We start from the raw sequence: 23,549 nt of genomic DNA, 5'->3' as shown, positions 1-23,549 counted from the left end.
CGCCGCCGTCCTCGGCACGGCGGCCCTGGGGCTGCCCGGCGCGGCCCACGCCGCCGGGCACGGCGGCGGCCACGGGCGCGGCGGCGGCCATGGATCACTGCGCGAGCTGCCCGTCCCGACGGTCATCGGCCACCGCGGGGCCAGCGGCTACCGCCCCGAGCACACCCTCGGCTCCTACCAGCTGGCCCTCGACATGGGCGCGCACATCGTCGAGCAGGACCTCGTCCCCACCAAGGACGGCCACCTCGTCTGCCGGCACGAGAACGACATCACCGCCACCACGGACGTCGCCGACCACCCCGGGTTCGCGGACCGCAGGACCACCAAGACGATCGACGGTGTCTCCTACACCGGCTGGTTCACCGAGGACTTCACCCTCGCCGAGCTCAAGACCCTGCGCGCCAAGGAGCGCATCCCCGGCAACCGCCCGGACAACACCCTCTACGACGGCCGCTGGACGGTTCCCACCTTCGACGAGGTCCTGCGCTGGGCGGACAAGGAGGGGCGCAAGCGCGGCAGGCCCGTCTGGCTGTACGTGGAGACCAAGCACCCCACCTACTTCCGGAAGCTCGGCCTCGGCCTGGAGGAGCCGCTCGCCCGGCTGCTGCGCCGCCACGGCCGCCACCGCAAGAACTCCCCGCTCATCCTCCAGTCCTTCGAGCCCAGCTCGGTCCAGCGCCTCGCCCGTCTGGTCGGCACCCCGCGGATCGTCTTGCTGTCCGGCCCGAAGGCGCGCCCCTGGGACTTCGTCGAGTCCGGCGACCCGCGCACGGTGGCCGACCTGGTGAAGCCCGCCGGGCTGAAGTGGATCGCCTCGTACGCCCAGGGCATCGGCCCCACCCTCGATCTGGTCATCCCCAAGGACGCCTCGGGACGGCTCACCACCCCGACCACGCTGGTACGGGACGCGCACGCCAGGGGACTGCTGCTGCACCCGTACACGCTGCGCAACGAGAACGGCTTCCTGCCCGCCGACTTCCGGCGCGGCACCGACCCCAACGCCTACGGCGACGTCTTCGGGGCCTGCGCCGCGTACTTCGCCACCGGCATCGACGGCATCTTCGCCGACCAACCGGACACCGCACTGCTCGCGGCGGCCGACTTCAAGGGGCGCTGACGGCGTACGGGGGCGATGTGCGGGGGCGACGGGGGCCCGGTCGGGATGACGGGCCACCCGCCGTCAGCGGTCCGCCCCGCCGTGCCCCGGTCGGGTGGTGAGACGCCCGAGGGGCAACCGGTGGCCGTCACCGGTACGTCCGCCGGGGCATGACGCTTCTCGATCATGAACCCGACTCCGCGGCCACCGTCCTCGTCGTCCGCGCCTTGGAGCCCCTGGTGCGCGCGGAGGCGCGGGCCGAGGCTCCCGCCGCAGGGCTCGACCCGGCCGACCTCGAACAGGGCGTCTGGCTGCGGCTGCTGGAGCGCCCCGACGAGGCCGGACCACCCGCCGACCCGGCCCGCTGGGTGCGCGACACGGTACGCGCGGAGGCCCGCCGGGGGCGCCGCACCGCCCGGCGGGAACGTCCCTACGCCGGAACGGAGCCCGCCGCCGGACCGGCCGCCTGCCCGGAACGTGCCGCGCTCGGTGCCGCTGAACGCCGGGCGCTGCGCGCCGCGGTGGCCCGGCTGCCCGGACACTGCCCCCGGCTCTTGGAGGCGTTGCTCGCCCCCAGCGACCCGACCTACCGGGAAATCGCAGGGGAGTTGGGTATGTCACAGGGGAGCTTGGGACCGATCCGTTCCCGTTGCCTTGGATGTCTGCGCAGAATGCTGGCTGCGGAGGTTGTCGCTCCTTCCGTGCGGGGAAAGGAGCGGTAGGCAACCGGCGGACAGGTGAGCGGGAGGCGTGCACACATGGGCATGAGCGTGACCATCTCGGCGGCGACGGCACAGGACGTCGAGCAGATCTTCAGACTTCAGTACCTCTGCTTCCAGCGAGAGGCGGAACTGTACGACAACTACCGGATCGACCCGCTCGTCCAGACCCTCGACGCGCTGCGCGCCGAAGTCGCCGACGACCTGGTGTTCGTGGCCCGGCTCGGCGACGAAGTCGTCGGTTCGGTACGCGGTTTCACCGACGCCGAGGGCACGGGCCTGATCGGCAAGCTCTGTGTGCACCCCCGCCTCCAGGGGCACGGACTCGGCTCCCGGCTGCTGCTCGCCGCCGAATCGGCACTGTCGGCCGAGCGGGCGGCGATCCGCTTCCGGCTGCACAGCGGGCACCGCAGCGAGACCAATCTGCGGCTCTGCCGACGGGCCGGGTACGCCCGGGTGGGAGCCGTCACCGGGGCGGACGGCGTCCAGCTCATCCTGCTGGAGAAGGACGCCGCGGACCGTCAGTACGTGGCCAGCGCCTGACCGGCACTATGTCGCCGGCGCCTGAGGGCGGGTCACACCGTCTTCCGCCGGAGGAGGCGGATCACGCCTTCGAGGCGGGTCCCGCCTTCTTCGCGCGGCGCAGCCAGATCATCCCGGTGACCGGCAGGATCACCGGGATGAACAGGTAGCCCATCCCGAAGTCCGACCACACCGTCGAGTCGGGGAAGGCGGACGGCTCGGCCAGCGTCCACGCGCCGACGACCAGCACGCCGAGGAGCTCGGCCGCGCAGCACACCAGCGCTGCCCGCCGGGCCTTCTCGCCGCCGCGCACCAGGGAGTAGGTGATGAAGCCGTACACCACGGCCGCGACGGCCGACAGCGTGTAGGCGAGCGGAGCGCGGTCGAAGCCCCTGATCATCTCGACGATCGAGCGGGATGCCGCCGCGACCGTGAACACGCCATAGAACCAGACCAGGACCCGGCCCGGACCGGTGCCCAGCTCGAAGGACGGCTTCGTCGCCGGGTCCGCCTCGGGACGGTCGGTGTCGCTCACGTCAGTTTCCCCAGATGTCGTAGAGCCGCACTTCGAGCACCGCGAGCACGAGCGCACCCGCCGCCACCGTCACCGAGCCCCAGCGGGTCCGCTCCGACAACGACAGGAATCCGGCCGCCGGCACGGCCGCGAAGGAACCGATCAGATAGGCGATGAACACCGTCGTCCCCTGCTCCGGCCGCTCCCCGCGCGCCAGCTGCACGACGCCCACCACCAACTGGGCCAGCGCCAGGACGGAGACGATCGCCATCCCGATGAAATGCCAGTCCTTCGTCGGCTGGTCCCGGTAGGCGGCATGTCCGCACCAGGCGGCGAGGGCGAGCGCGGTCACGGCGACCGCGACCGTCAGGGCGTCAAGCATGCAGTGAGGGTATTACGGACGGAATGCCCGCCCGCGTTCGGCCCCGGGCCTGAGGCGTACGGGCGGTTCGGGGGCTCCGGCGGCGGAGATCGTGGCCTTGGCCACAACCGGTGGCAGGAGTTCCGTATCCCGGGCACCCGCACCGCGCCGGACGAACCCTTGGACGCCTCGTATCGTCGCAGGTCACAGCCTTGTTCCGAGGAGCGGGCGGCAGGACCGGAACCGGAACCTCCGGCAGTCCACCGCTGTCCGCTATCCGGACAACGTGGTTCACGGGGACCGCACGTCTGTTTTACTTGGCCCATGACCACGACGAGCAGCCGCACCCTTGCGACCGAGGCGATCAGCACGCCCGGTGCTCGTTGTATGTGTCGAATGCGCGCCTTCTGAGGGCCCCCGCCTGAGCCTCGCGCCCCGAAGCGAGACCGAGCCTGCGCCGTTTGCCCCCTGTGGAACGAGCCTGCCCGCGCATGTGCTGCCTCCCGGCCGACCGCCGTCTTCAGCCGTGCCGAGACGTAACCGGCCGACCAGCCAGAACAGTCTCTTCAGACGATTGCCCCGTGCCCGGCGGACACCGCGCCGCGCACTCGACAGTGACGGAAACCCCTGTGATCACCACTACGGGCCTCACGAAGGTCTACCAGTCGCGCGACCGCGAGGTCACCGCACTCGACGGCGTCGACCTGCACGTCCGCGAAGGCGAGGTGTACGGCGTCATCGGACAGAGCGGCGCCGGAAAGTCCTCCCTGATCCGCTGCGTCAACCTCCTGGAACGCCCCACCTCCGGCACCGTGACGGTGGCGGGCCAGGACCTCACCGCCCTGGCCGGCCGCGGCCGACGTGCCGGCGCCGAGCTGCGCCGGGCCCGCACCCGTATCGGCATGGTCTTCCAGCACTTCAACCTGCTGGACTCCCGCACGGTGCTGGACAACGTGGAACTGCCGCTGGAGATCCTCGGGGTCTCCGGCCAGGAGCGCACCCGCAAGGCCAAGGACCTCCTCGACCTGGTCGGCCTCGCCGACAAGGCCAAGGCCTACCCCGGCCAGCTCTCCGGCGGCCAGAAGCAGCGCGTGGGCATAGCCCGCGCCCTGGCGGGCGACCCCAAGGTGCTGCTCTCGGACGAGGCGACCTCCGCGCTCGACCCCGAGACCACCCGCTCCATCCTCCAGCTGCTGCGCGACCTCAACCGGCAGCTCGGCCTGACGGTCCTGCTCATCACCCATGAGATGGACGTCGTCAAGACCATCTGCGACTCCGCGGCGCTCATGCGACGCGGCCGGATCGTCGAGTCCGGGACCGTCGGCGAACTCCTCGCCACCCCCGGCTCCGAACTGGCCCACGAGCTGTTCCCGGTCGGCGGCACCGCCTCCGGCCCCGACCGTACGGTCGTCGACGTCACCTTCCACGGGGACTCGGCCTCGCAGCCGGTCATCTCCCAGCTCTCCCGTACGTACAACATCGACATCTCGATCCTCGGTGCGGCGATGGACACCGTGGGCGGCAAGCAGATCGGGCGGATGCGGATCGAGCTGCCCGGCCGCTTCGAGGAGAACGTCGTGCCGATCGGCTTCCTGCGCGAGCAGGGCCTCCAGGCCGAGGTCGTCGAGACCGGGACCGAACCGAAGAACCCCGCCGCCACCGCCGGCGTCGTGCCGGAACAGCCGACCGCCCCGCTCACCAAGGAGGTCGTCAAGTGACCTGGTCCGAAATGCAGCCGCTGCTCACCCAGGGCACCGTCGACACCCTCTACATGGTGCTGTGGTCGGCGCTGGTCACCGTCGTCGGCGGACTGCCGCTCGGCGTCCTGCTGGTCCTCACCGACAAGGGCGGACTGCTGCAGAACACCGTGGTGAACAAGGTCATCGGTGTGATCGTGAACATCGGCCGCTCACTGCCGTTCATCATCCTGCTGATCGCCCTGATCCCCTTCACCACCTGGGTCGTCGGCACCTTCATCGGCCCCACCGCGATGATCGTCCCGCTGGCCGTCGGCGCCATCCCGTTCTTCGCCCGTCTCGTGGAGACGGCGATCCGGGAGGTCGACCACGGGCTCGTGGAAGCGGTCCAGTCGATGGGCGGCTCGGTCCCCACGATCGTCCGCAAGGTGCTCCTGCCGCAGGCCCTGCCCTCGCTCGTCTCGGGCGTCACCACCACCCTCATCGTGCTCATCGGCTACTCCGCGATGGCTGGTGCGGTCGGCGGCGAAGGGCTCGGTTCCAAGGCCGTCACCTACGGATTCCAGCGCTTCGACAACCAGTTCATGCTGATCACCGTCGCGCTGCTGATCGTCATCGTCACCGTGATCCAGCTGATCGGCGACCTCACCGTCCGGCTGCTGGCCCGCCGCGGCCGCACCGCCTCCTGAGGGCCGCCGGGCAACCCTGAACTTTCCTTCCCCATCAAGTCCGAACTCCTTGTCCGGACGCACCACCACCAGTAAGAAAGAGGCACTTTTCGTGCGCAAGAACATCAAGATCACCGCAGCCGCCGCTTCCGCCGCCGCCCTCGCCCTCGGTCTGAGCGCCTGCGGTACGGACTCCGACCCGGCCTCCTCCAAGAGCGGGACCGGCGCCGGCGCCGACACCTCCAAGGCCCTCGTGGTCGCCGCGTCCCCGACGCCGCACGCCGACATCCTGAACTTCGTCAAGAAGAACCTGGCGGAGAAGGAGGGCCTCAAGCTGGAGGTCAAGGAGTTCACGGACTACGTCCTGCCGAACACCGCCACCCAGAACGGCCAGGTCGACGCCAACTTCTTCCAGCACAAGCCCTACCTGGACGACTTCAACAAGAAGAACGGCACCACCATCGTCCCGGTCGTCGACGTCCACCTGGAGCCGCTGGGGCTCTACTCCAAGACGGTCAAGGACCTCAAGGACATCAAGTCCGGCCAGACCATCGCCGTCCCCAACGACACCACCAACGGCGGCCGCGCCCTCCAGCTGCTCGCCGAGAACGGCCTGATCACCCTCAAGGACGGTGTCGGCACCAGCGCCAAGCTGAGCGACATCACCGACAAGAAGGGCCTGGAGTTCAAGGAGCTGGAGGCCGCCACCGTGCCCCGCGCCCTGAACGACGTGGACGCCGCCGTCATCAACGGCAACTACGCCATCGAGGCCAAGCTCTCCCCGGCCGAGGACTCCCTCGCCCTGGAGAAGGCCGAGGGCAACCCGTACGCCAACTTCCTCGCGGTGAAGGCAGGCAACGAGAAGGACCCGCGCGTCGAGAAGCTCGCCAGGCTCCTCAACTCCGACGAGGTCAGGAAGTTCATCGAGGACACCTACCAGGGCTCGATCGTCCCGGCCTCCGGCGCCCCCGCCAAGTCCTGACGCCAGCCCCGGACTTGCCGACGGAGCCCCGCCCCTCCCGCCCGGGAGGGGCGGGGCTCCGTCGTGCGGACCCGCCCATGCACAACGCCGCCCCGATGCTGCATGCTGTGCTTTTACCCGGTCTTCGGCATGGAGCTGCGCATGACTACCACCTTTCCGTCCATCTCCATCAGCACGGACAGGTTGGTGATGCGTCCCTTCGAGATGGCCGACATCCCCGCGTACATCGAGATGATGAACGACGAGATGGTCACCGCGTGGACCGACGGGCCGTACCCGTACACCCAGGTCGACGCCGAACGCTGGGTCCGCAGGATCGCTCCTGCGGAACGCACCACCGGCCACGGCATCGTCTTCGCGGTCACCGAGTTCCTCACCCAGCGACTCGTCGGCAGCGTCCGCCTCCTCAGCACCGACTGGCGCACCCTGTCCACCGAGGTCCGCTACATCACCGCCCCCTGGGCCCGGGGCGAGGGTTACGCCACCGAATCCGTGCTCGCCATAGCTGAATGGCTCTTCCGCGACCAGGGCTTCGAACGCATCGAGCTGCGCACCCCCGCCGACAACACCGCCGCCCAGCAGGTCGCCCAGAAGCTCGGCTGCATCAGCGAGGGCGTCCTGCGCAACGCCCGCATCGCCCGCACCCGGACCGAGAACGGCACCGACGGCGGCTGGACCGACATCCGCACCGACCTGATCGTCTGGGGACTCCTGCCCGAGGACCTCGAAGGGGTCGCCGAGCAGCTCGCCGACGCCGGCGGCTACGGCACGTACGACGACTGGAAGTAGCGCCCCGGGCTCCGAGGCCCCCGAGAGGCCAAGCTCCGGACCAAGTACTCTCACCCCTGCCCAGCTCGAACGGGTCACCGCGCCCACCACTCCAGGGCGCACCCCCGCTCCCTCCGACACCCCAGGAGACAGACGACGATGGCCGACCGGGTCACGGTGATCGGCTGGGACGGCTCGCCACTGACCAGAGCGGCCACGGCCGCGCTCTCGGCCGCCACGCTGGTCGCGGGCGCCGCCCACCACCTCGCCCTGCCCGAAGTGCCCCCGAACGCCGAACGCATCCGCCTCGGCAGCGTCGACCTGGCCGCCCGCCGCATCGCCGGACACCGCGGCAGCGCGGTGGTCCTCGCCGACGGCGACCCCGGCTTCTTCGGCGTCGTCCGCACCCTGCGCGCCCGCGAACACGGCCTCGAAGTCGAGGTCGTCCCCGCCGTCTCGTCCGTGGCCACCGCGTTCGCCCGGGCCGGCATGCCCTGGGACGACGCCCAGATCGTCGTCGCCCACCCGCGCACCCTGCGCCGCGCCGTCAACGTCTGCCGGGCCCACCACAAGGTCGCCGTCCTCACCTCACCGGGCGCGGGCCCCGCCGAACTGGCCCTCCTCCTCGACGGTGTCCACCGCACCTTCGTGATCTGCGAGGAGCTCGGCACCGACCGCGAACGCGTCACCGTCCTCACCTCCGACAAGGCCGCCGACCACGCCTGGCGCGACCCCAACGTCGTCATCGTCATCGGCAGCGGCCCCGACACCACCGCCGCGGGCGCCTGGATCGCGGGCCGTCGGCCCGCCTACCCCCAGGGCATACGGGGCTGGGCCCTGCCCGCGGCCGCCTACCGGGAGGCAGGGGCGGAGCGGATGCAGGAGTCCGGCGAGGGCGAGTTCCCGGGCCTGCGCGCCGCGCAGCTCGCCCGCCTCGGTCCCCGCACCGGCGACCTGGTCTGGGACATCGGCTCCGGCAGCGGCGCCCTGGCCGTCGAGGCCGCCCGCTTCGGTGCGGCGGTCCTGGCCGTGGACGCCGACCCGGCAGCCTGCGCCCGTACCGAAGCCGCCGCCCGCGCCTTCGGCGTCCCCGTCCAGGTGGTCCGCGGCCGTGCCCCGCACGTCCTGGAGCGGCTGCCCGAACCGGACGTCGTACGGATCGGCGGCGGGGGAGTGCCGGTGGCCACCGCCGTCGCGGACCGCCGCCCGGAACGCATCGTGACCCACGCCTCCACCCGGGACGAGGCCGAAGCCCTCGGCGGAGCCCTCACCGGCAACGGCTACGCCGTCGAATGCTCACTGCTCCAGTCCGTCGACCTGGACACCGCCGCCTGGACCGAACGCGAACGGTCTGTCGTGTTCCTGCTGTCCGGCCGCCGTTCGGACCTCGCCCCCTGACCCGTTCCGCCTGGTACGGAAGGTAGGCTGGCCGATTGTTGTACCGCGCCCGGCCGTTCGACGCTTCGTTCGTCAATGTCCGGAAAAGTGGACTGTTTTGGTCCGCACTGTGGTACGGCACTACCCGGGGGACGCGCAACGTGGCGTAGTCCACAGTGAGCCGTGGCGGAACTGCCCGCCGCGGCGGCGAACGGCCGCGAGAATAGGAAGCTCCGCGGGCGTTTCGTGCCGCGCGGCGAGCCCGCTCGTTCTTGATGACGAGCACCGGCGTGCCGTGGTTCGGCGTCCCGGGCGAAGGGCCGAAGGAGCACTGACGATGGGCGAGGGGTACGCATGACTGACACCGGCCAGATCCCGGGCGAGGGACTGCCGGAGAACGCAGGCATGGTGGAGCAGCCGGGCATCCCCGCCCCGGACGCGTACACCTTCCTCGACCCCTCCGAGCACACCCCCGAGGACGACGACCTCCTGCTGATGCCGACCTCCCAGGGCGCCTGGAGCGACCCGCCGGCCGCCCCGGCACCGGCGCCGGAGCAGACGACGCCCGCCCCTGCTCCCGCGGTGGCCCAGCAGCCTCCGGCCCAGGCCCCCGCGCCCGAACAGCCCGCGCAGCAGATCCAGCCCCAGCCCCAGCAGTACGCCGCACAGCCCCAGCCCCAGGCGCCCGTGCAAGGCCAGACGGCACCGGCGCCCGCCGAGCCGCACGGCACGCATGAGTCCGGCGGCCGGGACTCCGGCTCCGTCGACGTGAGCGCGGTACGCATCCCGGCCCCCGCGCCCGCACCGGCACCGGTCGGCGCGCACGCGGCAGCCACGGCCTCCGCTCCCGTCGGCCCCGCTCCTGCCCGTCGTCCGCTGCACCGCGGCCCCGCCTCGGCCGAGGCCCCGTCGTACGCCGGCGGTACGCAGGGCGGTGGCGTGGTCCGCTCGCTGGCCGACCGGGGCCCCGCCGGAGCGGTGCGCACCGCATCCCCCGCCCGCCACGCGGGCCCGCCGACCACCGGACCGGAGTACTTCGACGTCCCGGTCGAGGACTCCTCGGCACTGCCGGGCCCCCAGCTGGGCGAGATCCCGCCGCAGGGCGGGGCGCCGTGGGGAGCCCCGCAGCCGTCGGAGCCCGCGGGGCCCGCTGCGGTCGCCGCCGGGGCGACCGAGCCCGCCGAGCCGACCGCGTCGGCCCGGACCGCTGGGCCGGTTGCCGCCGAGCCCGTGGTCGAGCAGCCGGTTCAGCGGGAACAGCCTGCGCAAGTGGAGCAGCCGGAGCAGCTTCAGCAGCCGGAGCGGGCTGCCCAGCCCGGACAGATCGAGCGGGCCGAACAGATGGAGCAGGCCGAGCCGGTCGCACCGATGGAGTCGGCTGAGCCCGCTGAGCCCGCTGAGCCCGCTGAGCCGGTCGAGCCGCCTCAGCAGGCGATCCCGGAAGAAACGGTCGTCCCCGAGGCGGCACAGCCGGAAGCACCGGTGGAGGCCGTGATCCAGCCCCCGGCCGAGCAGCCGTCCGAGGCCCCGGCCCCCGTGGCGCAGACGCCGGAGGTTCCGGATGCCGGGGCCGAGGCCCCGGTCGAGCCGTTGGCACCCGAGCCCCTGGCAGTGGCAGCGGAGGCAGCCCCGACGCACGCGACCGCCCCCGAGCCGCAGGCAGAGGCCCCGGCCTCAGCCCCGGACGCGGCGCCCGCCGAGCCGATCGCCCCAGCCCCGGCCTCAGCCCCGGACGCGGCGCCCGCCGAGCCGATCGCCGAGCCGATCGCCGTGGCCGAACCGGTGACGCCTGCCGAGCCGGTTGCCGTGGCCGACCAGGCACCCCCCGTCGCGCCCGAGCCTGCGACCGCGCCCGAACCGGCCCCGGTCGTGGTGGTGGCAGAGACCCCGGAGGCGGCGGCACCCGCCGCCGAGCCGGGGACCCAGCCGGAGGCCCGGCCCGAACCGTCGGCGACCGACATCCCCGCGCCCACCCCCGTACAGGCCACCCAGGCCGCTGAGCCCGACGCGGAGGACGGGACCGGCCCCGAGATCATCGAGACCCCGGAGCTGACGGAGCCGGACCAGCCTGCGCAGGCCGACGAGCAGACCGACCAGCCGGCGGCACCGGAACAGGCCGAGGCACCGCAGCAGGCGGAGGCGCCGCAGCAGTCCGAGGCATCGCAGCAGGGCGAGGCATCGCGGTCGGCCGAGGAAGTCACCGAGCTTTCCACCTCGCCCGCCCCCGCCCCCGCTCCCGACCCTGCCCCCGTCACCGCCCCCGCTCCCGGCTACGACGACGCCGAGCGTGAAGCGGTGCTCCGGGTCATGCGCGAGCGCCGGGACATCCGCAACGGCTTCCGCAGCGACCCGATTCCGCACGAGGTCCTCCTCCGGGTGCTGGAGGCCGCGCACACCGCGCCGAGCGTCGGTCACTCGCAGCCGTGGGACTTCGTCGTCATCCGCTCGGCGGAGACCCGTCGCTCCATGCACGAACTGGCCCAGAGCCAGCGCGACGCCTATGCCAAGTCGCTGCCCAAGGGCCGGGCGAAGCAGTTCAAGGAACTGAAGATCGAGGCGATCCTCGACACCCCGGTCAACATCGTCGTCACCGCCGACCCGACCCGGGGCGGCCGCCACACCCTCGGCCGGCACACTCAGCCGCAGATGGCGCCGTACTCCTCGGCCCTCGCCGTCGAGAACCTCTGGCTCGCCGCCCGTGCCGAGGGCCTCGGCGTGGGCTGGGTCAGCTTCTTCGACGAGCGGGAGATGGTCCGCGCGCTCGGCCTGCCCGAGCACCTCGAAGTGGTGGCGTATCTGTGCGTGGGTTACGTCGACGAGTTCCCCGAGGAGCCGGAGCTGATGCAGGCGGGCTGGTCCAAGCGCCGCCCGTTGTCCTGGGTCGTCCACGAGGAGACGTACGGCCGCCGCGCCCTGCCCGGCGAGGAGCCGCACGACCTGCTCCAGGAGACGATCTCCGCGATCCGCCCGCTGGACGCGAAGGCGCTGGGCGAGGCGTGGGAACGCCAGAAGCGGATGACCAAGCCCGCCGGTGCGCTGGGCATGCTGGAGATCATCTCCGCGCAGCTGTCCGGGCTCTCCCGGATGTGCCCGCCGCCGATCCCGGAGCCCGCGGCCGTCGCGATCTTCGCCGGTGACCACGGGGTGCACGCCCAGGGCGTCACCGCCTGGCCGCAGGAGGTCACCGCCCAGATGGTGGCGAACTTCCTCGGCGGCGGAGCCGTCTGCAACGCGTTCGCCGCCCAGGTCGGCGCGGAGGTGTGCGTGGTGGACGTGGGCGTCGCCACGGACCTGCCCGCGACCCCCGGCCTGCTGCCCCGCAAGGTACGCCCGGGTACGGCGGACTTCACCACGGGTCCCGCCCTCACCCGGGAAGAGGTCCTGGCCGCGATCGAGGTCGGCATCGAGACCGCCCGCGACCTGGTGGCCGCGGGCAACAAGGCCCTGCTCACCGGTGAGATGGGCATCGCCAACACCACCGCGTCCGCCGCGCTGATCTGCGTGTACACCGGGATCGACGCCGCCGAGGTGACCGGCCGGGGGACCGGCATCAACGACGAGATGCACGCCCGCAAGGTCGACGTCGTACGCCGCGCCCTCGACCTCCACCAGCCCGACCCCGCCGACCCGATCGGCGTCCTCGCGGCGGTCGGGGGCCTGGAGCACGCGGCGATGGCCGGTTTCCTCCTCGGCGGAGCGTCCCTGCGTACGCCGGTGATCCTGGACGGCGTCAGCGCGGGCGCGGCGGCCCTCGTCGCACGGGCGATCGCCCCCGAGGCGCTCGCCGCCTGCATCGCGGGCCACCGCAGCGCCGAACCCGGCCATGTGGCGGCCCTGAACAAGCTGGGCCTGCGCCCCCTGGTCGACCTGGACCTGCGCCTGGGTGAGGGCACGGGCGCGCTGCTGGCGCTGCCGATCGTGCAGAGCGCGGCACGGGCGATGCACGAGGTGGCGACGTTCGACTCGGCGGGGGTAACGGAGAAGTAGCCGGGGCCGCCCCCTCCAGCCCCTCCGACCCCCCCCAGCTCCTCCGGCCCTTCCAGTCTCTCCGGCGCTTGAGGAGCGGGGTCCGGGGCGGAGCCCCCGGTTCCTGGAAGGGGGGGGCGGGTAGGGGACAGGGCCCGCCGGGCACCCCACCCGCCCACCGGCCCCAGGCCCCACCCCCGCCCACCCCGTATCGTGTTCCCCACCCAGGAACCCCCACTTCCGCACGTCACAGCCGCTCCACCGCCGCAGCGGCGCCTACGCAGCACCCCGCACGAGGAGCCCGCACCGCCATGGCCGAGCACGCAGACCACGCAGGTCACGCCGAGGACGCAGTCCACGCCGCGCACGCGGATCACGCCGATCACCCCGCGTACCCCGTAGGACTGCGCCTGCACGGCCGCCGCGTCGTCGTCATCGGCGGCGGCCAGGTCGCCCAGCGCCGCCTGCCGCAGCTCATCGCCACCGGCGCGGCCATCACGCTGGTCTCCCCGTCCGCGACGCCATCCGTCGAGGCGATGGCCGACGCGGGGGAGATCCGCTGGGAGCGCCGCCGCTACCAGGACGGCGACCTCGCCGACACCTGGTACGCCCTGGTCGCCTCCTCCGACACCGCCGCCAACGACGCCGCCTCCGCCGAGGCCGAGCGCACCCGCACCTGGTGCGTACGGGCCGACGACGCCGAGGCCGCGACCGCCTGGACCCCGGCCACCGGCCGCAGCGAGAACGTCACGGTCGCCGTCCTCACCACCACGTCCCAGGGCCGTGACCCCCGGCACTCCGCCGCCATCCGCGACGCCATCGTCGAGGGCCTGCGCGACGGCACCCTCGCCGCCCCGCACCACCGCACCCGCGCCCCCGGCGTCGCCCTGGTCGGCGGCGGCCCCGGCGACCCGGACCTGATCACGGTCCGAGGCCGCCGCCTCCTCGCCGAGGCGGACGTGGTCATCGCCGACCGCCTCGGCCCCCGCGACCTGCTCGACGAACTGCCGCCGCACGTCGAGGTGATCGACGCGGCGAAGATCCCGTACGGGCGGTTCATGGCCCAGGAGGCGATCAACCAGGCGCTGATCGAGCACGCCAAGGCGGGCAAGGCCGTGGTCCGGCTCAAGGGCGGAGACCCGTTCGTCTTCGGCCGGGGCATGGAGGAGGCCCAGGCGCTGGCCGCCGAGGGCATCCCCTGCACGGTCGTCCCCGGCATCTCCAGCACCATCTCCGTCCCCGGTGCGGCCGGTATCCCGGTCACCCACCGAGGAGTGGCCCACGAGTTCACCGTGGTCAGCGGCCATGTCGCCCCCGAGGACCCGCGCTCGCTGGTCGACTGGGAGGCGATCGCCCGGCTGCGCGGCACCCTCGTCCTGCTGATGGCCGTCGACAAGATCGGTGCCATCGCCGCCGCCCTGATCGCCCACGGCAAGGACCCGGCCACCCCGGTAGCCCTCGTCCAGGAGGGCACCACCGCCGCCCAGCGCCGCGTCGACGCCACGCTCGCGGACGTCGGCGAGCGCGCGGTCGCCGAGGACGTGCGCCCGCCCGCGGTGATCGTGATCGGCGAGGTCGTCGCGGTGGGACCGGACTCCGCGCCGAGGCCCGCCCCGGCCGCGGCCGACTGACCGCGGGCACACCCGGGCATCTTCATCCCAGGCGTTGGCACCTCACACCGGACAAGGCAGTATCACCCTGTGGCAGACATCATCACCGTCGACGATCCCGACGACCCGCGCCTGAGCGACTACATCGGACTGACCGACGTCGAGCTGCGGCGACGGCGCGAGCCCGCCGAGGGCCTCTTCATCGCCGAGGGCGAGAAGGTGATCCGGCGCGCCCGGCTCGCGGGGTACGAGATGCGGTCCATGCTGCTCTCCGCCAAGTGGGTCGACGTCATGCGGGACGTCATCGACGAGGTCCCGGCCCCCGTGTACGCCGTCGCCCCGGATCTCGCCGAACGCGTCACCGGCTACCACGTCCACCGGGGTGCGCTGGCCTCCATGCAGCGCAAGCCGCTCCCCACCTCCGACGAACTGCTCACCACCGCACGCCGGGTGGTCGTCATGGAGTCGGTCAACGACCACACCAACATCGGCGCGATCTTCCGCAGCGCCGCCGCCCTCGGCATGGACGCCGTCCTGCTCTCCCCGGACTGCGCCGACCCGCTCTACCGGCGCTCCGTCAAGGTCTCCATGGGCGCGGTGTTCTCCGTTCCCTACGCCCGTCTCGAAGCCTGGCCCAAGTCGCTGGAGACGGTACGGGAGGCCGGCTTCCGGCTCCTCGCGCTGACCCCCGACGCCAAGGCCACCAGCATCGACGAGGCGGCCCCGCACCGACTGGAGCGGGTGGCGCTGATGCTCGGGGCCGAGGGCGAAGGGCTGACCACGAAGGCGCTGATGGCGGCCGACGAGTGGGTCCGTATCCCGATGGCGCACGGTGTGGACTCGCTGAACGTGGGCGCGGCGGCCGCCGTCGCCTTCTACGCGGTGGCGACGGGCCGCCCGGAGAACTGAGCGCGGACGGCAGGGACCGGCAGCAGCACGACTGCGCCGCGCCCTGCCCGTAGGTCCCGCTTACGCGTCCCGGTCCTGACGCCCCACGCCGAAGCTGCCGTCGACAGCGTCATTCCGCACGTCCACCGATGACCCAGGCCGCGCCTGCGATGCCCCGCCCGCAGGCCGCTCGGTCCCGCCGAGGCCACGGGCCGGTCCCTGGCAGCCCTGCGCCGCCGCGATGCCCAGTGCCACCAGCAGCGTCACCACCACGAACACCACCAGCCGCTGACGCAGCAGCCGTGGGTTGGCCGGCCGCCGCCCCGCCGACGTCGTCCGTGCCCCGGAACGGGTGCCCGGCCTGCCGTTCGTCCCGGCCGCCGGTCCCGGCCGCTTCCCGGAGCCGGAGCGCGTCGTACTGCGCGGTGCCTGCGGACGCGACCCACCCGTGCGCGGGGCCCCCGAACGGGCGGGCGCGGGACGCCTGCCCTGCGGGCGGGAGGCCGATGGCCCTTCCGCCCGGCGGGTGTGCTGCTCGGCGTACGGATCGGCCATCCGGCCGGTCGCCCGGTCCACGTCCTGGGCGGAGCGCTGGACGGGCGGCCTGCTCTCGTGCAGCCCCTGTGCCTCGCGCGCCGCGATCTCCTTGAGCCGCATGGACAGTTGCAGCGTGCTGGGCCGCTCCTCCGGGTCCTTCGCCAGACAGGCGCGCACCAGGGGGGCCAGGGCGTCGTGCACTCCGTGGAGCTGGGGTTCCTCGTGCACCACGCGGTACAGCATCACCTCGGAACTGCCGTGCCCGAAGGGGGAGTCGGCCATCGCCGCGTACGCCAGCGTCGCGCCGAGCGAGAAGACGTCCGTCGCGGGCGTCACCGCCGCGCCCCGGACCTGCTCGGGCGCGAGGAACCCGGGCGAACCCACCGCCGTACCGACATGGGTGAGCGTGCTCGCCCCGGTCGCCCAGGCGATGCCGAAGTCGATGATGCGGGGGCCCTTGGGGGAGAGGAGGATGTTCGACGGCTTCAGGTCGCGGTGGACCACCCCCGCCTCGTGGACGGCCACCAGGCCCTCGGAGAGCGCCGCCCCGATCGAGGCCACCTCGGCCGCGGACAGGGGACCTTCCTCGGCCACCTTGTCGTGCAGCGAGGGGCCGGGGACATACTGCGTCGCGAACCACGGGCGGTCCGCGTCCAGATCGGCGGCGACCAGCCGGGCCGTGCAGCCGCCCCGGATGCGCCGGGCGGCGGAGACCTCGCGCGCGAACCGCGAACGGAACTCCTGATCCTCCGCCAGGTCGGGCCGGATCACCTTGAGCGCGACCCGCTGGCCGCGCCGGTCGGAGCCGAGGTAGACGACGCCCATGCCGCCCGCGCCGAGCCGTCGGTGCAGCCGGAACGAGCCGACGAGACGCGGGTCCTCGCGCCGGAGCCGCATCATCGCCATCGTCTGCCCATCCCCGCTGCCTGGTCCGCCTGACGAGGCACAGCTTACGTACCCCGCGCCCGGCTCGCTCAGAGGCCGCGCCCTCACCCGGGATTCGATTGTCCGTGCCCGGTGGGACAGGTGAAGCGAGGTCAGAGCCCGGCGATTGCGGGCGTCTCGGCCGTCGGCCTCCCCCAAGGCGCCGCCGGGCAGGGGGGATTGGATCGACCGGCACGCGCCACCGGGTACGAGGCGCTGAGCCCGGGCCCACCGCTCCGGCATACCGGGCGGCGGTGTCCGGAGCTGCCCCCGGGGTGGGGGAGGCCGCCCGGCGGACGTGAGTGAAGTCACCCGCCGACCTGCCTCCGTCGCCCCCGCCCCCTCCGGGTTCCCCCCAAGGCCGGATGCCCCGTCTCCACCCAGGGGAGTACGCGGAGCGCCGACGGCTCATCCTCCGGGAGGCCCGGTATTCGGTACGCGGGCATGACGCCCCGTGCTCACCGGTTACCTAATGTTGAGGTCAAGCGGCGGGCGCAGCACTCGTCCCCCGAGGTCACACGCCCGCCGCCCCCCATCAGGTCAGGAGAGGAACCATGGCGGACACGGCAACGCGGACGATGGTCCGTATGCGGGGACGCAAGGCGCACGCCTCGTTCGGCGCCCGTCCGTCCGGTACGCGTCACCCGTTGGTGGCGACGGCCATGGTCCTTCCCCTGGCGGCCCTGCTCGCGGTCGTCTTCGGCGGCTGGGAAGCGGTGGTCACACAGGCGTCGTCCGTGGCGGTGATGCTGGGGCGCTGAGCGGCGCCCGGGGTCCGGAAGAGCGGTCCGGACCCGCACATCCGGCCAACAGCCCCGTGGGGACGGGGGTGCGGCGGACGGCAGCGTTTGTCCGGTCAGCTGGGGAGCTGACCGGGCATCGCGCTGTCCGGGCCCGTGCGAACCAGCCCCCACCACGGCGCCCCTGACGCCGGACGGCCACTCCACGACCGCACGACCGGACCGGCCACCGCCGCGCTACGCTCACGGCGGGACCGGTGCCACGGCCGGACCGACCGCCGGGGGAGCCGTTGACGAGCACCGAGACCTCAGCCGTCCATGATCTGGGCACCCTCGCGCACCGCCTCTCCCACCCCGCCAGGACGCGCTGCGTGTGCGAACCGCCCCAGGTCCTGGCGGACCGGCCCGACGGCACGGTGGTCCGCAGCGGTACGACGGTGGCCAAGGCCCACGCCCCCGACACCGACCGGGAGGCCCTGGCGGCCCGGATGTCCCTGGCCGCACACCCGCGCCTGACGGGCATCCTGCTCCCACCGCTGACCACCCCACGGACCTTCGCGCCCCCGACCGCCGCGCGCCCCGTCACGCTCTGGCCGTTCGGAGTGCCCGTCGACCCCGCCGATCCCGGAGCCGCACCCTGGGCCGACGCCGCCGTGCTCCTCGCCCGGCTCCACCGGACGGCGCCCCCCTTCCCGCTCCCGCCGATGCGCGGCCCGGTCAAGGCGGCGCGGGCCGTTTCCCGGATGCGCACCGCCCTCCCCCGTCACGCGTCGGCCCTCCCCGTGCTCGCCGCCTGGAACGCCCTGCCCGCCTGGGCGCGGGGCGAGGCCCCGATGCCCGAGGCCAGGGGCCGGTTCCTGTGCCACGGGGACCTGCATCTGGGCCAGCTCGTACGCCATCCCGCCCCACACGGGCCCTGGCTCCTCATCGACGTCGACGACATGGGGACGGGCGATCCGGCGTGGGACCTCGCCCGGCCCGCCGCCTGGTACGCGGCCGGGCTGCTGCCGCCCGAGGACTGGCTGTCCTTCCTGGACGCCTACCGGTCCGCCGGAGGCCCCGCCGTACCCGCCGACGGGGACCCCTGGCCCGGGCTGGACGTTCCCGCCCGCGCGCTGACCGTACAGACGGCCGCCCTCGCGCTGGCCAAGTGCGCTGCGGAGCAACGGAATCCGGACGAAGGCGAAGCACTGATGCTCGAATCCTGTGCCCGAATCGCTACGTTGCCACCCGAGTCGGCCGTGGAGGGCGCGCCGTAGGCTGAACGGAGCGTCGTCGGGCAGACATTCGGCGACGGCGCAACGAGAACAACGAGGCCGAGGAGCCGAGCCGATGATGCAGTGTCCCAAGTGTCACGCGCAGATGCACACGTACAACCGCAACGGCGTCCAGATCGAGCAGTGCAGCGGTTGCCGGGGGATATTCCTCGACTACGGCGAGCTGGAGTCGCTGACCCGCCTGGAGTCGCAGTGGTCCCAGCCGGCGCCGCCCCCGCCGCCGGCCCAGGGCGCCTACCCGGCCGCTCCCGCCGCCCACGCCCCGGCCTGGGGTGCGCCGCAGCACGGCGGCCACTACGGCCACCGCCGCCAGAAGGGCTTCGGCCGGATGCTCTTCTCGTCCTGAGGGACCGAGGGATCGGCCGTACGACGAAAGAACCCCCGGTCGTGGAGACGACCGGGGGTTCTCGGTGGTGCGCGATACTGGGATTGAACCAGTGACCTCTTCCGTGTCAGGGAAGCGCTCTCCCGCTGAGCTAATCGCGCAGGTGACCCTGCGTGTACTGCGTGCGCGATACTGGGATTGAACCAGTGACCTCTTCCGTGTCAGGGAAGCGCTCTCCCGCTGAGCTAATCGCGCGGGGATCCTTGCGGACCGTGATCCTTGCGGATCAGTGGACGATACTGGGATTGAACCAGTGACCTCTTCCGTGTCAGGGAAGCGCTCTCCCGCTGAGCTAATCGTCCTTGGAGGTGGAGACGGGATTTGAACCCGTGTAGACGGCTTTGCAGGCCGTTGCCTCGCCTCTCGGCCACTCCACCAGGGACGGGGGTTCGGGAAGATCCCCCGTCTTCTGCGAGCGGACGACCAGGTTCGAACTGGCGACCTCAACCTTGGCAAGGTTGCGCTCTACCAACTGAGCTACGTCCGCTTGTCTTTCCCGTTCCGCTTGCGCGTCCCGGCGACGTGTTGAACTCTAGCGGATTCCCGGGCCAGTACAAAAACGCGTTTGTGCAGCGTGCTGCGCCGACCCCGCCCCGGTCCTCGCCCCGACGCAGGTCGTCGCACACCGTCCTAGACTCACCAGGGTGTCCGACCTTGTTCCCCTGGCCCGCTTCGGCGGCCTCGTCGCCTCCGGTCTGCGGGACGTCACCCACGATCCGGCAGCCCTCGACTCGTCCGGCTTCTGGGCCGTATGCGCCGATTTCGAAGGCCGTCCCGTCTGCGCCCGCTTCTCCACCGTACGCAGGGAGCCGGTGCCCCCTCCCGTGCCCGGAGCCTGGCGCGGGCCCGCCGCCGGGGACTGGACGTCCTCGCTGGACCGTGACGCCTACACGGCGGGCGTACGGCGGATCCGTGAATACATCGCGGCGGGCGAGGTCTACCAGGCCAACCTCTGCCGGGTCCTCTCCGCACCGCTGCCCGAGGCCGGCTCCGGGGGCGCGGCCGATGTCGACGCCCTGACCGCCCTGCTGGCGCGTGGCAACCCCGCCCCGTACGCAGGAACGATTCGGCTGCCCGGGCACGGCGTGGAGGTCGCCACCGCCTCCCCCGAGCTCTTCCTCCGGCGGGACGGCCGGGTCGTCGAGTCCGGGCCGATCAAGGGGACCGGGCGGACGGAGGGCGATCTGCTGGAGAAGGACCACGCGGAGAACGTCATGATCGTCGACCTGGTCCGCAACGACCTGGGCCGCGTCTGCGCGACGGGCAGTGTCACCGTCCCCGATCTCTGCGTGGTGGAGGAGCACCCTGGTCTCGTCCACCTCGTCTCCACCGTCCGGGGCCGGCTGGCCGAGGGCGCTGGCTGGCCGGAGCTGCTCGCGGCGGCCTTCCCGCCCGGTTCGGTCACCGGGGCGCCGAAGTCCAGCGCCCTGCGGATCATCACCGAGCTGGAGCGGGCCCCGCGCGGCCCCTACTGCGGTGCGGTCGGCTGGGTCGACGCCGACCGGGGCACCGCGTCGCTCGCCGTCGGCATACGGACGTTCTGGATCGACCGGACCGGTCCCGTGCCCCTGCTGCGGTTCGGCACCGGCGCCGGGATCACCTGGGGCTCCGACCCGGAGCGCGAATGGGACGAGACCGAACTGAAGGCGTCCCGGCTGCTCGCTGTAGCGTCGGGCACGTTCGAGGAGACAGGAAGGACCGCGCAATGAGGATTTGGGTCAACGGCGGACTGCGGGACGCCGACGACGCCCGGCTTTCGGTGCTCGACCACGGGCTGACCGTGGGCGACGGCATCTTCGAGACGGTCCGTACGAGCGAGGGGCGCCCCTTCGCCCTGACCCGCCACCTCGACCGGCTCACCCGGTCCGCCCGGGGCCTGGGGCTGCCCGACCCGGACCTCGACGAGGTCCGCCGCGCCGCCGCGGCGGTCATCGACGCCAACCCCGTACCGCTGGGGCGGCTGCGCATCACCTACACCGGTGGGCTCGCCCCGCTCGGCTCGGACCGGGGGACCGGCGGGCCGAGCCTCGTGGTCGCGCTCGACGGGGTGAACCGCCGCCCCGACACCACCGCGGTGATCACCGTCCCCTGGACGCGCAACGAACGCGGCGCGCTCGTCGGCCTGAAGACCACCTCGTACGCCGAGAACGTCGTCGCCCTCGCGCGGGCCCGTGAGCGGGGCGCGTCCGAGGCGCTGTTCCCCAACACGGCCGACCGGCTCTGCGAAGGCACCGGCTCCAACGTGTTCGTCGTCCTCGACGGCCGCATCCACACCCCGCCGGTGGCCTCCGGGTGCCTCGCCGGGATCACCCGCGCGCTGGCCGTCGAGTGGACCGGAGCGGAGGAGACCGACCTTCCGATGGACGTGCTCGCCGACGCCGACGAGGTGTTCCTGACCTCGACGCTCCGCGACATCCAGGCGGTGCACCGGGTCGACGACCGCGAGCTGAGCCCGGAGCCCGGCCCGGTGACGGCCAAGGCCATGCGGATCTTCGACGAGCGGGCCGGGCACGACCTGGACCCGTAGGGGCGCGCCGGAAGGGCGCGTGACGGGCCGCCCGGCAGGGGATACAACCCCTTGATGACCACGACACTGCGGCCGTCCGGGCCGCTCCAGCAGAACGCCGCCGGTGTGTGGGCGCGCCGCTACGACGTGTGCGACAACGGGCGACCCGTCGGAGCCGTCGAGATCGGCACCGACGAGACGTTCGGCGCCACCGCCGGAGTCCTGCGCTCCCTGAACGTCGACGAGGCACGGCGCAGACGCGGCCGGGGCGTCATCGCCGCGCTCGCCGCCGAGGAGGTGCTGCGGGGGTGGGGGTGCACCCAGGTGCGGGCGGAGGTCCCGGCCGGCAACGAACCCGCCCGTCGGCTGGCCGCCGCCCTCGGCTACACCGAACGCAGCCGCAACATGGTCAAGGAGCTCGGCCCGGACGGCGCGGCCCTGCCCGCCGGTCTCACCTCGCGCGCGATGAGCGAGGAGGAGTTCGCCGACTGGCGGCGGGGCGCGGTGCAGGCGTACGCACAGGGTTGGACCGACCGCGGCGTGCCGCCCGAGCAGGCCCGGCTCAAGTCCGAGACCGACCACGCCACGCACCTCCCGGACGGACTGGCGACCGCGGGGGTGCGCTTCTCGGTGCTGGTCGCGGCGGGCGAGGCCGTCGGCCATGTGTGGGTGGCGCTGCGGGAGCTGCCGCCGGGTGGAGCGGCCGGGTACGTCTTCGACGTCGAGGTCCGCGAGGAGCACCGGGGCCGGGGCCACGGGCGGGCCCTGATGCTGCTGGCCGAGGACGTCACCCGCTCCTGGGGCGCGCACCGGCTCGGCCTGCACGTCTTCGCCGCCAACACACCGGCCCTGCGGCTGTACGAGTCCCTCGGCTACACGACGACGCGCTACAACCTGGCCAAGGCGCTGTAGCTGCTCCCCGGCCGGGCGCCGCAGGCGCCCCCTGCCCCCGGCCCTACCGGTCCCGCGCGGCGAGCAGCCGGTCGGCGATCTCCTCGATCCGCTCGCGCAGCCCCTCCTGGCTCCTGCCGCCGTCCAGCCGCTCCTCGCCGATCACATAGGTGGGCGTGCCCGTCACGCCGAGCGCCTTGCCCTCCGCCTGGTCGGCGTCGACGATCAGCAGATGCCGGCCGTCGATCAGGGCGGTGTCGAACTCCTCGGCGTCCAGGCCCAGTTCGCGCGCCACATCGAGCAGCACCGGCTCACCGGTGCGGCCGAGGTCGGCGGTCCTGGCCAGCAGCGCCTCGACGTACGGCCAGTCCTTCCCCTGGGCGGTGGCCTCCTCGGCGGCCTGGGCGGCGGCGTAGGCGTGCTTGTTCTTGTCCAGCGGGAAGTGACGCAGGCGGATCTCGACGCGGTTGCCGTACCGGGCGCGCAGGGCGTGCACGTCGCTGAGGGCCTGGTGGCAGTCGGGGCACTGGAGGTCGCACCAGACGTCGAGGACGACCGGTGCCGCAGGGGTGGAATCGCTCATGCACCCATTGTTTCAGGCCGCGCGGGCGCCTCCCGATCGGGACCTGGGGAGGAGCGCGGCCCTGAAATGTCCCTGAAGTGAGCCACCGCCGTGGCCCCGGCGGTGGTGGGCGGTGCAGGATGGAAGGAACGTATCCCCTGCGCCTGGAGGTCCCGATGCTTGCCGAGACCATCTGTTCCGCGGTGTCGGCGGCCGGGCTGGGCATCGCCGCGGTGACCGCGTACCGCAAGAAGTTCCTCGTGGCGACGAGGATCGCCGCCTACTCCCTTGTCCCGTTCGGGCTGGTGCTGACCGGGGTCGTCGAGTGGGTCGCGGGGATCGCCTTCAAGCCGAGCGTCTGGATCGGATTCGGTCTGCTCGGCCTCTCCTGGCTGCTGTTCATGACCACCCGCGCCATCGAGCGCCGCAGCGGCACCACCCGCGCGGAACGCAAGGCCGCGCGGGCCGCCGGGCAGCACGAGGCGGTCGCCCCGGCGGCCTCGGCCCCGTCGCTCGGTGCCGGGAGCGCGGCCGGGCCCGCGGCGGCCGGGGCGAAGCC

Annotated in this window: 22 protein-coding genes and 5 tRNA genes; 18 read left to right on the top strand and 9 right to left on the bottom strand. The window is 73.0% G+C overall.

Translation table 11 applies throughout. The annotated features are described in order from the left end of the window. The 3 genes from CIB93_RS33930 to CIB93_RS33920 all read left to right on the top strand — a co-directional run. On the top strand, nt 1–1,117 hold a 1,117-nt coding region (locus tag CIB93_RS33930; protein ID WP_096632529.1), incomplete at its 5' end, for a glycerophosphodiester phosphodiesterase. A 149-nt stretch (nt 1,118–1,266) separates the two neighbouring features. Further along, complete coding sequence (locus tag CIB93_RS33925) at nt 1,267–1,818, top strand: RNA polymerase subunit sigma (protein WP_096632527.1); 552 nt, start codon at nt 1,267–1,269, stop codon at nt 1,816–1,818. Between the two features lie 36 nt (nt 1,819–1,854). Beyond that, the gene (locus CIB93_RS33920) at nt 1,855–2,358 is read left to right on the top strand and encodes a GNAT family N-acetyltransferase (protein ID WP_096632526.1); all 504 of its coding nucleotides are present in this window, start codon (nt 1,855–1,857) and stop codon (nt 2,356–2,358) included. 61 nt (nt 2,359–2,419) lie between these two features. On the opposite strand, the gene CIB93_RS33915 is transcribed toward CIB93_RS33920, so the two are convergent. Continuing rightward, complete coding sequence (locus tag CIB93_RS33915) at nt 2,420–2,872, bottom strand: hypothetical protein (RefSeq protein ID WP_096632524.1); 453 nt, start codon at nt 2,870–2,872, stop codon at nt 2,420–2,422. Nucleotide 2,873: 1 nt separating this feature from the next. Then, the gene (locus tag CIB93_RS33910) at nt 2,874–3,233 is read right to left on the bottom strand and encodes a hypothetical protein (protein ID WP_096632522.1); all 360 of its coding nucleotides are present in this window, start codon (nt 3,231–3,233) and stop codon (nt 2,874–2,876) included. A gap of 608 nt (nt 3,234–3,841) precedes the next feature. Between CIB93_RS33910 and CIB93_RS33905 the strand changes: the two genes are divergently transcribed. From CIB93_RS33905 to CIB93_RS33870, 8 genes are all read left to right on the top strand, one after another. Continuing rightward, nucleotides 3,842–4,930, top strand: coding sequence for a methionine ABC transporter ATP-binding protein (locus tag CIB93_RS33905; RefSeq protein WP_096632521.1), 1,089 nt, complete (start codon nt 3,842–3,844; stop codon nt 4,928–4,930). Beyond that, nucleotides 4,927–5,598, top strand: coding sequence for a methionine ABC transporter permease (locus CIB93_RS33900; protein ID WP_096632519.1), 672 nt, complete (start codon nt 4,927–4,929; stop codon nt 5,596–5,598). Before CIB93_RS33905 ends, CIB93_RS33900 begins: the two co-directional genes overlap by 4 nt. Nucleotides 5,599–5,689: 91 nt before the next feature. After that, nucleotides 5,690–6,559: a MetQ/NlpA family ABC transporter substrate-binding protein gene (locus tag CIB93_RS33895; protein WP_096632518.1), complete on the top strand. Its 870-nt coding sequence runs from the start codon at nt 5,690–5,692 to the stop codon at nt 6,557–6,559. A 102-nt stretch (nt 6,560–6,661) separates the two neighbouring features. Continuing rightward, nucleotides 6,662–7,348 carry a GNAT family N-acetyltransferase gene (locus tag CIB93_RS33890; RefSeq protein WP_096632516.1) on the top strand — a complete coding sequence of 229 codons (687 nt, stop codon included), beginning with the start codon at nt 6,662–6,664 and terminating at the stop codon, nt 7,346–7,348. Between the two features lie 138 nt (nt 7,349–7,486). Further along, on the top strand, nt 7,487–8,725 hold the full coding sequence (gene cbiE, locus CIB93_RS33885; protein WP_096632515.1) for a precorrin-6y C5,15-methyltransferase (decarboxylating) subunit CbiE: 1,239 nt from the start codon (nt 7,487–7,489) through the stop codon (nt 8,723–8,725). A gap of 333 nt (nt 8,726–9,058) precedes the next feature. After that, entirely contained in the window at nt 9,059–12,691 is a 3,633-nt protein-coding gene (cobT, locus tag CIB93_RS33880; protein WP_096632513.1) for a nicotinate-nucleotide--dimethylbenzimidazole phosphoribosyltransferase, read from the top strand. A 290-nt stretch (nt 12,692–12,981) separates the two neighbouring features. Then, nucleotides 12,982–14,301, top strand: a complete 1,320-nt coding sequence (gene cobA / locus CIB93_RS33875; RefSeq protein WP_096632511.1) for a uroporphyrinogen-III C-methyltransferase — start codon at nt 12,982–12,984, stop codon at nt 14,299–14,301. 69 nt (nt 14,302–14,370) lie between these two features. Next, on the top strand, nt 14,371–15,189 hold the full coding sequence (locus CIB93_RS33870; RefSeq protein WP_096632510.1) for an RNA methyltransferase: 819 nt from the start codon (nt 14,371–14,373) through the stop codon (nt 15,187–15,189). Between the two features lie 60 nt (nt 15,190–15,249). Here CIB93_RS33870 and CIB93_RS33865 read toward each other — a convergent pair whose 3' ends face one another. Next, nucleotides 15,250–16,611 (bottom strand): serine/threonine-protein kinase, encoded by a 1,362-nt coding sequence (locus CIB93_RS33865; RefSeq protein WP_096632508.1) that lies wholly within the window; start codon nt 16,609–16,611, stop codon nt 15,250–15,252. A 572-nt stretch (nt 16,612–17,183) separates the two neighbouring features. Here CIB93_RS33865 and CIB93_RS33860 point away from each other — a divergent pair. The 3 genes from CIB93_RS33860 to CIB93_RS33850 all read left to right on the top strand — a co-directional run bounded on the left by CIB93_RS33860 (nt 17,184) and on the right by CIB93_RS33850 (nt 18,992). Continuing rightward, on the top strand, nt 17,184–17,390 hold the full coding sequence (locus CIB93_RS33860) for a hypothetical protein (protein ID WP_096632507.1): 207 nt from the start codon (nt 17,184–17,186) through the stop codon (nt 17,388–17,390). A gap of 269 nt (nt 17,391–17,659) precedes the next feature. Continuing rightward, nucleotides 17,660–18,628, top strand: coding sequence for an aminoglycoside phosphotransferase family protein (locus CIB93_RS33855; protein ID WP_096632505.1), 969 nt, complete (start codon nt 17,660–17,662; stop codon nt 18,626–18,628). Nucleotides 18,629–18,701: 73 nt separating this feature from the next. Next, a complete protein-coding gene (locus CIB93_RS33850; RefSeq protein WP_096632504.1) occupies nt 18,702–18,992 on the top strand; it encodes a zf-TFIIB domain-containing protein in 291 nt (96 codons plus the stop codon). A gap of 65 nt (nt 18,993–19,057) precedes the next feature. Here CIB93_RS33850 and CIB93_RS33845 read toward each other — a convergent pair. The 5 genes from CIB93_RS33845 to CIB93_RS33825 form a co-directional block, all read right to left on the bottom strand. After that, nucleotides 19,058–19,132: transfer RNA gene (locus tag CIB93_RS33845), tRNA-Val, on the bottom strand. Nucleotides 19,133–19,154: 22 nt separating this feature from the next. After that, nucleotides 19,155–19,226: transfer RNA gene (locus CIB93_RS33840), tRNA-Val, on the bottom strand. 35 nt (nt 19,227–19,261) lie between these two features. Further along, a tRNA-Val gene (locus CIB93_RS33835) sits at nt 19,262–19,333 on the bottom strand. Nucleotide 19,334: 1 nt separating this feature from the next. Further along, a tRNA-Cys gene (locus CIB93_RS33830) sits at nt 19,335–19,408 on the bottom strand. 37 nt (nt 19,409–19,445) lie between these two features. Then, nucleotides 19,446–19,518: transfer RNA gene (locus tag CIB93_RS33825), tRNA-Gly, on the bottom strand. A 175-nt stretch (nt 19,519–19,693) separates the two neighbouring features. Here CIB93_RS33825 and CIB93_RS33820 point away from each other — a divergent pair. Genes CIB93_RS33820 through CIB93_RS33810 form a run of 3 tightly spaced genes read left to right on the top strand, consistent with a single transcriptional unit; the run spans nt 19,694 to nt 22,449 of the window. Beyond that, nucleotides 19,694–20,740, top strand: coding sequence for a chorismate-binding protein (locus CIB93_RS33820; protein ID WP_096632530.1), 1,047 nt, complete (start codon nt 19,694–19,696; stop codon nt 20,738–20,740). Next, nucleotides 20,737–21,558 carry an aminotransferase class IV gene (locus CIB93_RS33815; RefSeq protein WP_096632502.1) on the top strand — a complete coding sequence of 274 codons (822 nt, stop codon included), beginning with the start codon at nt 20,737–20,739 and terminating at the stop codon, nt 21,556–21,558. The genes CIB93_RS33820 and CIB93_RS33815 overlap by 4 nt, the downstream gene beginning before the upstream one ends. A gap of 54 nt (nt 21,559–21,612) precedes the next feature. Next, complete coding sequence (locus CIB93_RS33810; RefSeq protein WP_096632500.1) at nt 21,613–22,449, top strand: GNAT family N-acetyltransferase; 837 nt, start codon at nt 21,613–21,615, stop codon at nt 22,447–22,449. 43 nt (nt 22,450–22,492) lie between these two features. Here the strand turns inward: CIB93_RS33810 and CIB93_RS33805 are convergent, their stop codons facing one another. Further along, nucleotides 22,493–23,011, bottom strand: coding sequence for a DsbA family protein (locus tag CIB93_RS33805; RefSeq protein WP_096632499.1), 519 nt, complete (start codon nt 23,009–23,011; stop codon nt 22,493–22,495). Between the two features lie 155 nt (nt 23,012–23,166). Between CIB93_RS33805 and CIB93_RS33800 the strand changes: the two genes are divergently transcribed. Further along, nucleotides 23,167–23,549 (top strand): hypothetical protein (locus CIB93_RS33800; protein WP_107470997.1); only part of this gene is annotated, 383 nt, incomplete at its 3' end.

Origin of the sequence: Streptomyces sp. WZ.A104, assembly GCF_002382885.1 — a bacterium.
Taxonomy (GTDB): Bacteria; Actinomycetota; Actinomycetes; order Streptomycetales; family Streptomycetaceae; genus Streptomyces.
The sequence above is the reverse complement of the archived record's forward strand: the minus strand, read 5'-3'. Positions and strand labels throughout refer to the sequence as shown.

Bases quoted from the DNA above. Each gene is read 5' to 3' on its own strand.
- CIB93_RS33925 (WP_096632527.1), top strand. From the start codon at position 1,267: ATGACGCTTCTCGATCATGAACCCGACTCCGCGGCCACCGTCCTCGTC.
- CIB93_RS33920 (WP_096632526.1), top strand. From the start codon at position 1,855: ATGGGCATGAGCGTGACCATCTCGGCGGCGACGGCACAGGACGTCGAG.
- CIB93_RS33910 (WP_096632522.1), bottom strand. From the start codon at position 3,233: ATGCTTGACGCCCTGACGGTCGCGGTCGCCGTGACCGCGCTCGCCCTC.
- CIB93_RS33890 (WP_096632516.1), top strand. From the start codon at position 6,662: ATGCTGTGCTTTTACCCGGTCTTCGGCATGGAGCTGCGCATGACTACC.
- cbiE (WP_096632515.1), top strand. From the start codon at position 7,487: ATGGCCGACCGGGTCACGGTGATCGGCTGGGACGGCTCGCCACTGACC.
- cobT (WP_096632513.1), top strand. From the start codon at position 9,059: ATGACTGACACCGGCCAGATCCCGGGCGAGGGACTGCCGGAGAACGCA.
- cobA (WP_096632511.1), top strand. From the start codon at position 12,982: ATGGCCGAGCACGCAGACCACGCAGGTCACGCCGAGGACGCAGTCCAC.
- CIB93_RS33865 (WP_096632508.1), bottom strand. From the start codon at position 16,611: ATGGCGATGATGCGGCTCCGGCGCGAGGACCCGCGTCTCGTCGGCTCG.
- CIB93_RS33860 (WP_096632507.1), top strand. From the start codon at position 17,184: ATGGCGGACACGGCAACGCGGACGATGGTCCGTATGCGGGGACGCAAG.
- CIB93_RS33850 (WP_096632504.1), top strand. From the start codon at position 18,702: ATGATGCAGTGTCCCAAGTGTCACGCGCAGATGCACACGTACAACCGC.
- CIB93_RS33815 (WP_096632502.1), top strand. From the start codon at position 20,737: ATGAGGATTTGGGTCAACGGCGGACTGCGGGACGCCGACGACGCCCGG.
- CIB93_RS33810 (WP_096632500.1), top strand. From the start codon at position 21,613: ATGACCACGACACTGCGGCCGTCCGGGCCGCTCCAGCAGAACGCCGCC.
- CIB93_RS33805 (WP_096632499.1), bottom strand. From the start codon at position 23,011: ATGAGCGATTCCACCCCTGCGGCACCGGTCGTCCTCGACGTCTGGTGC.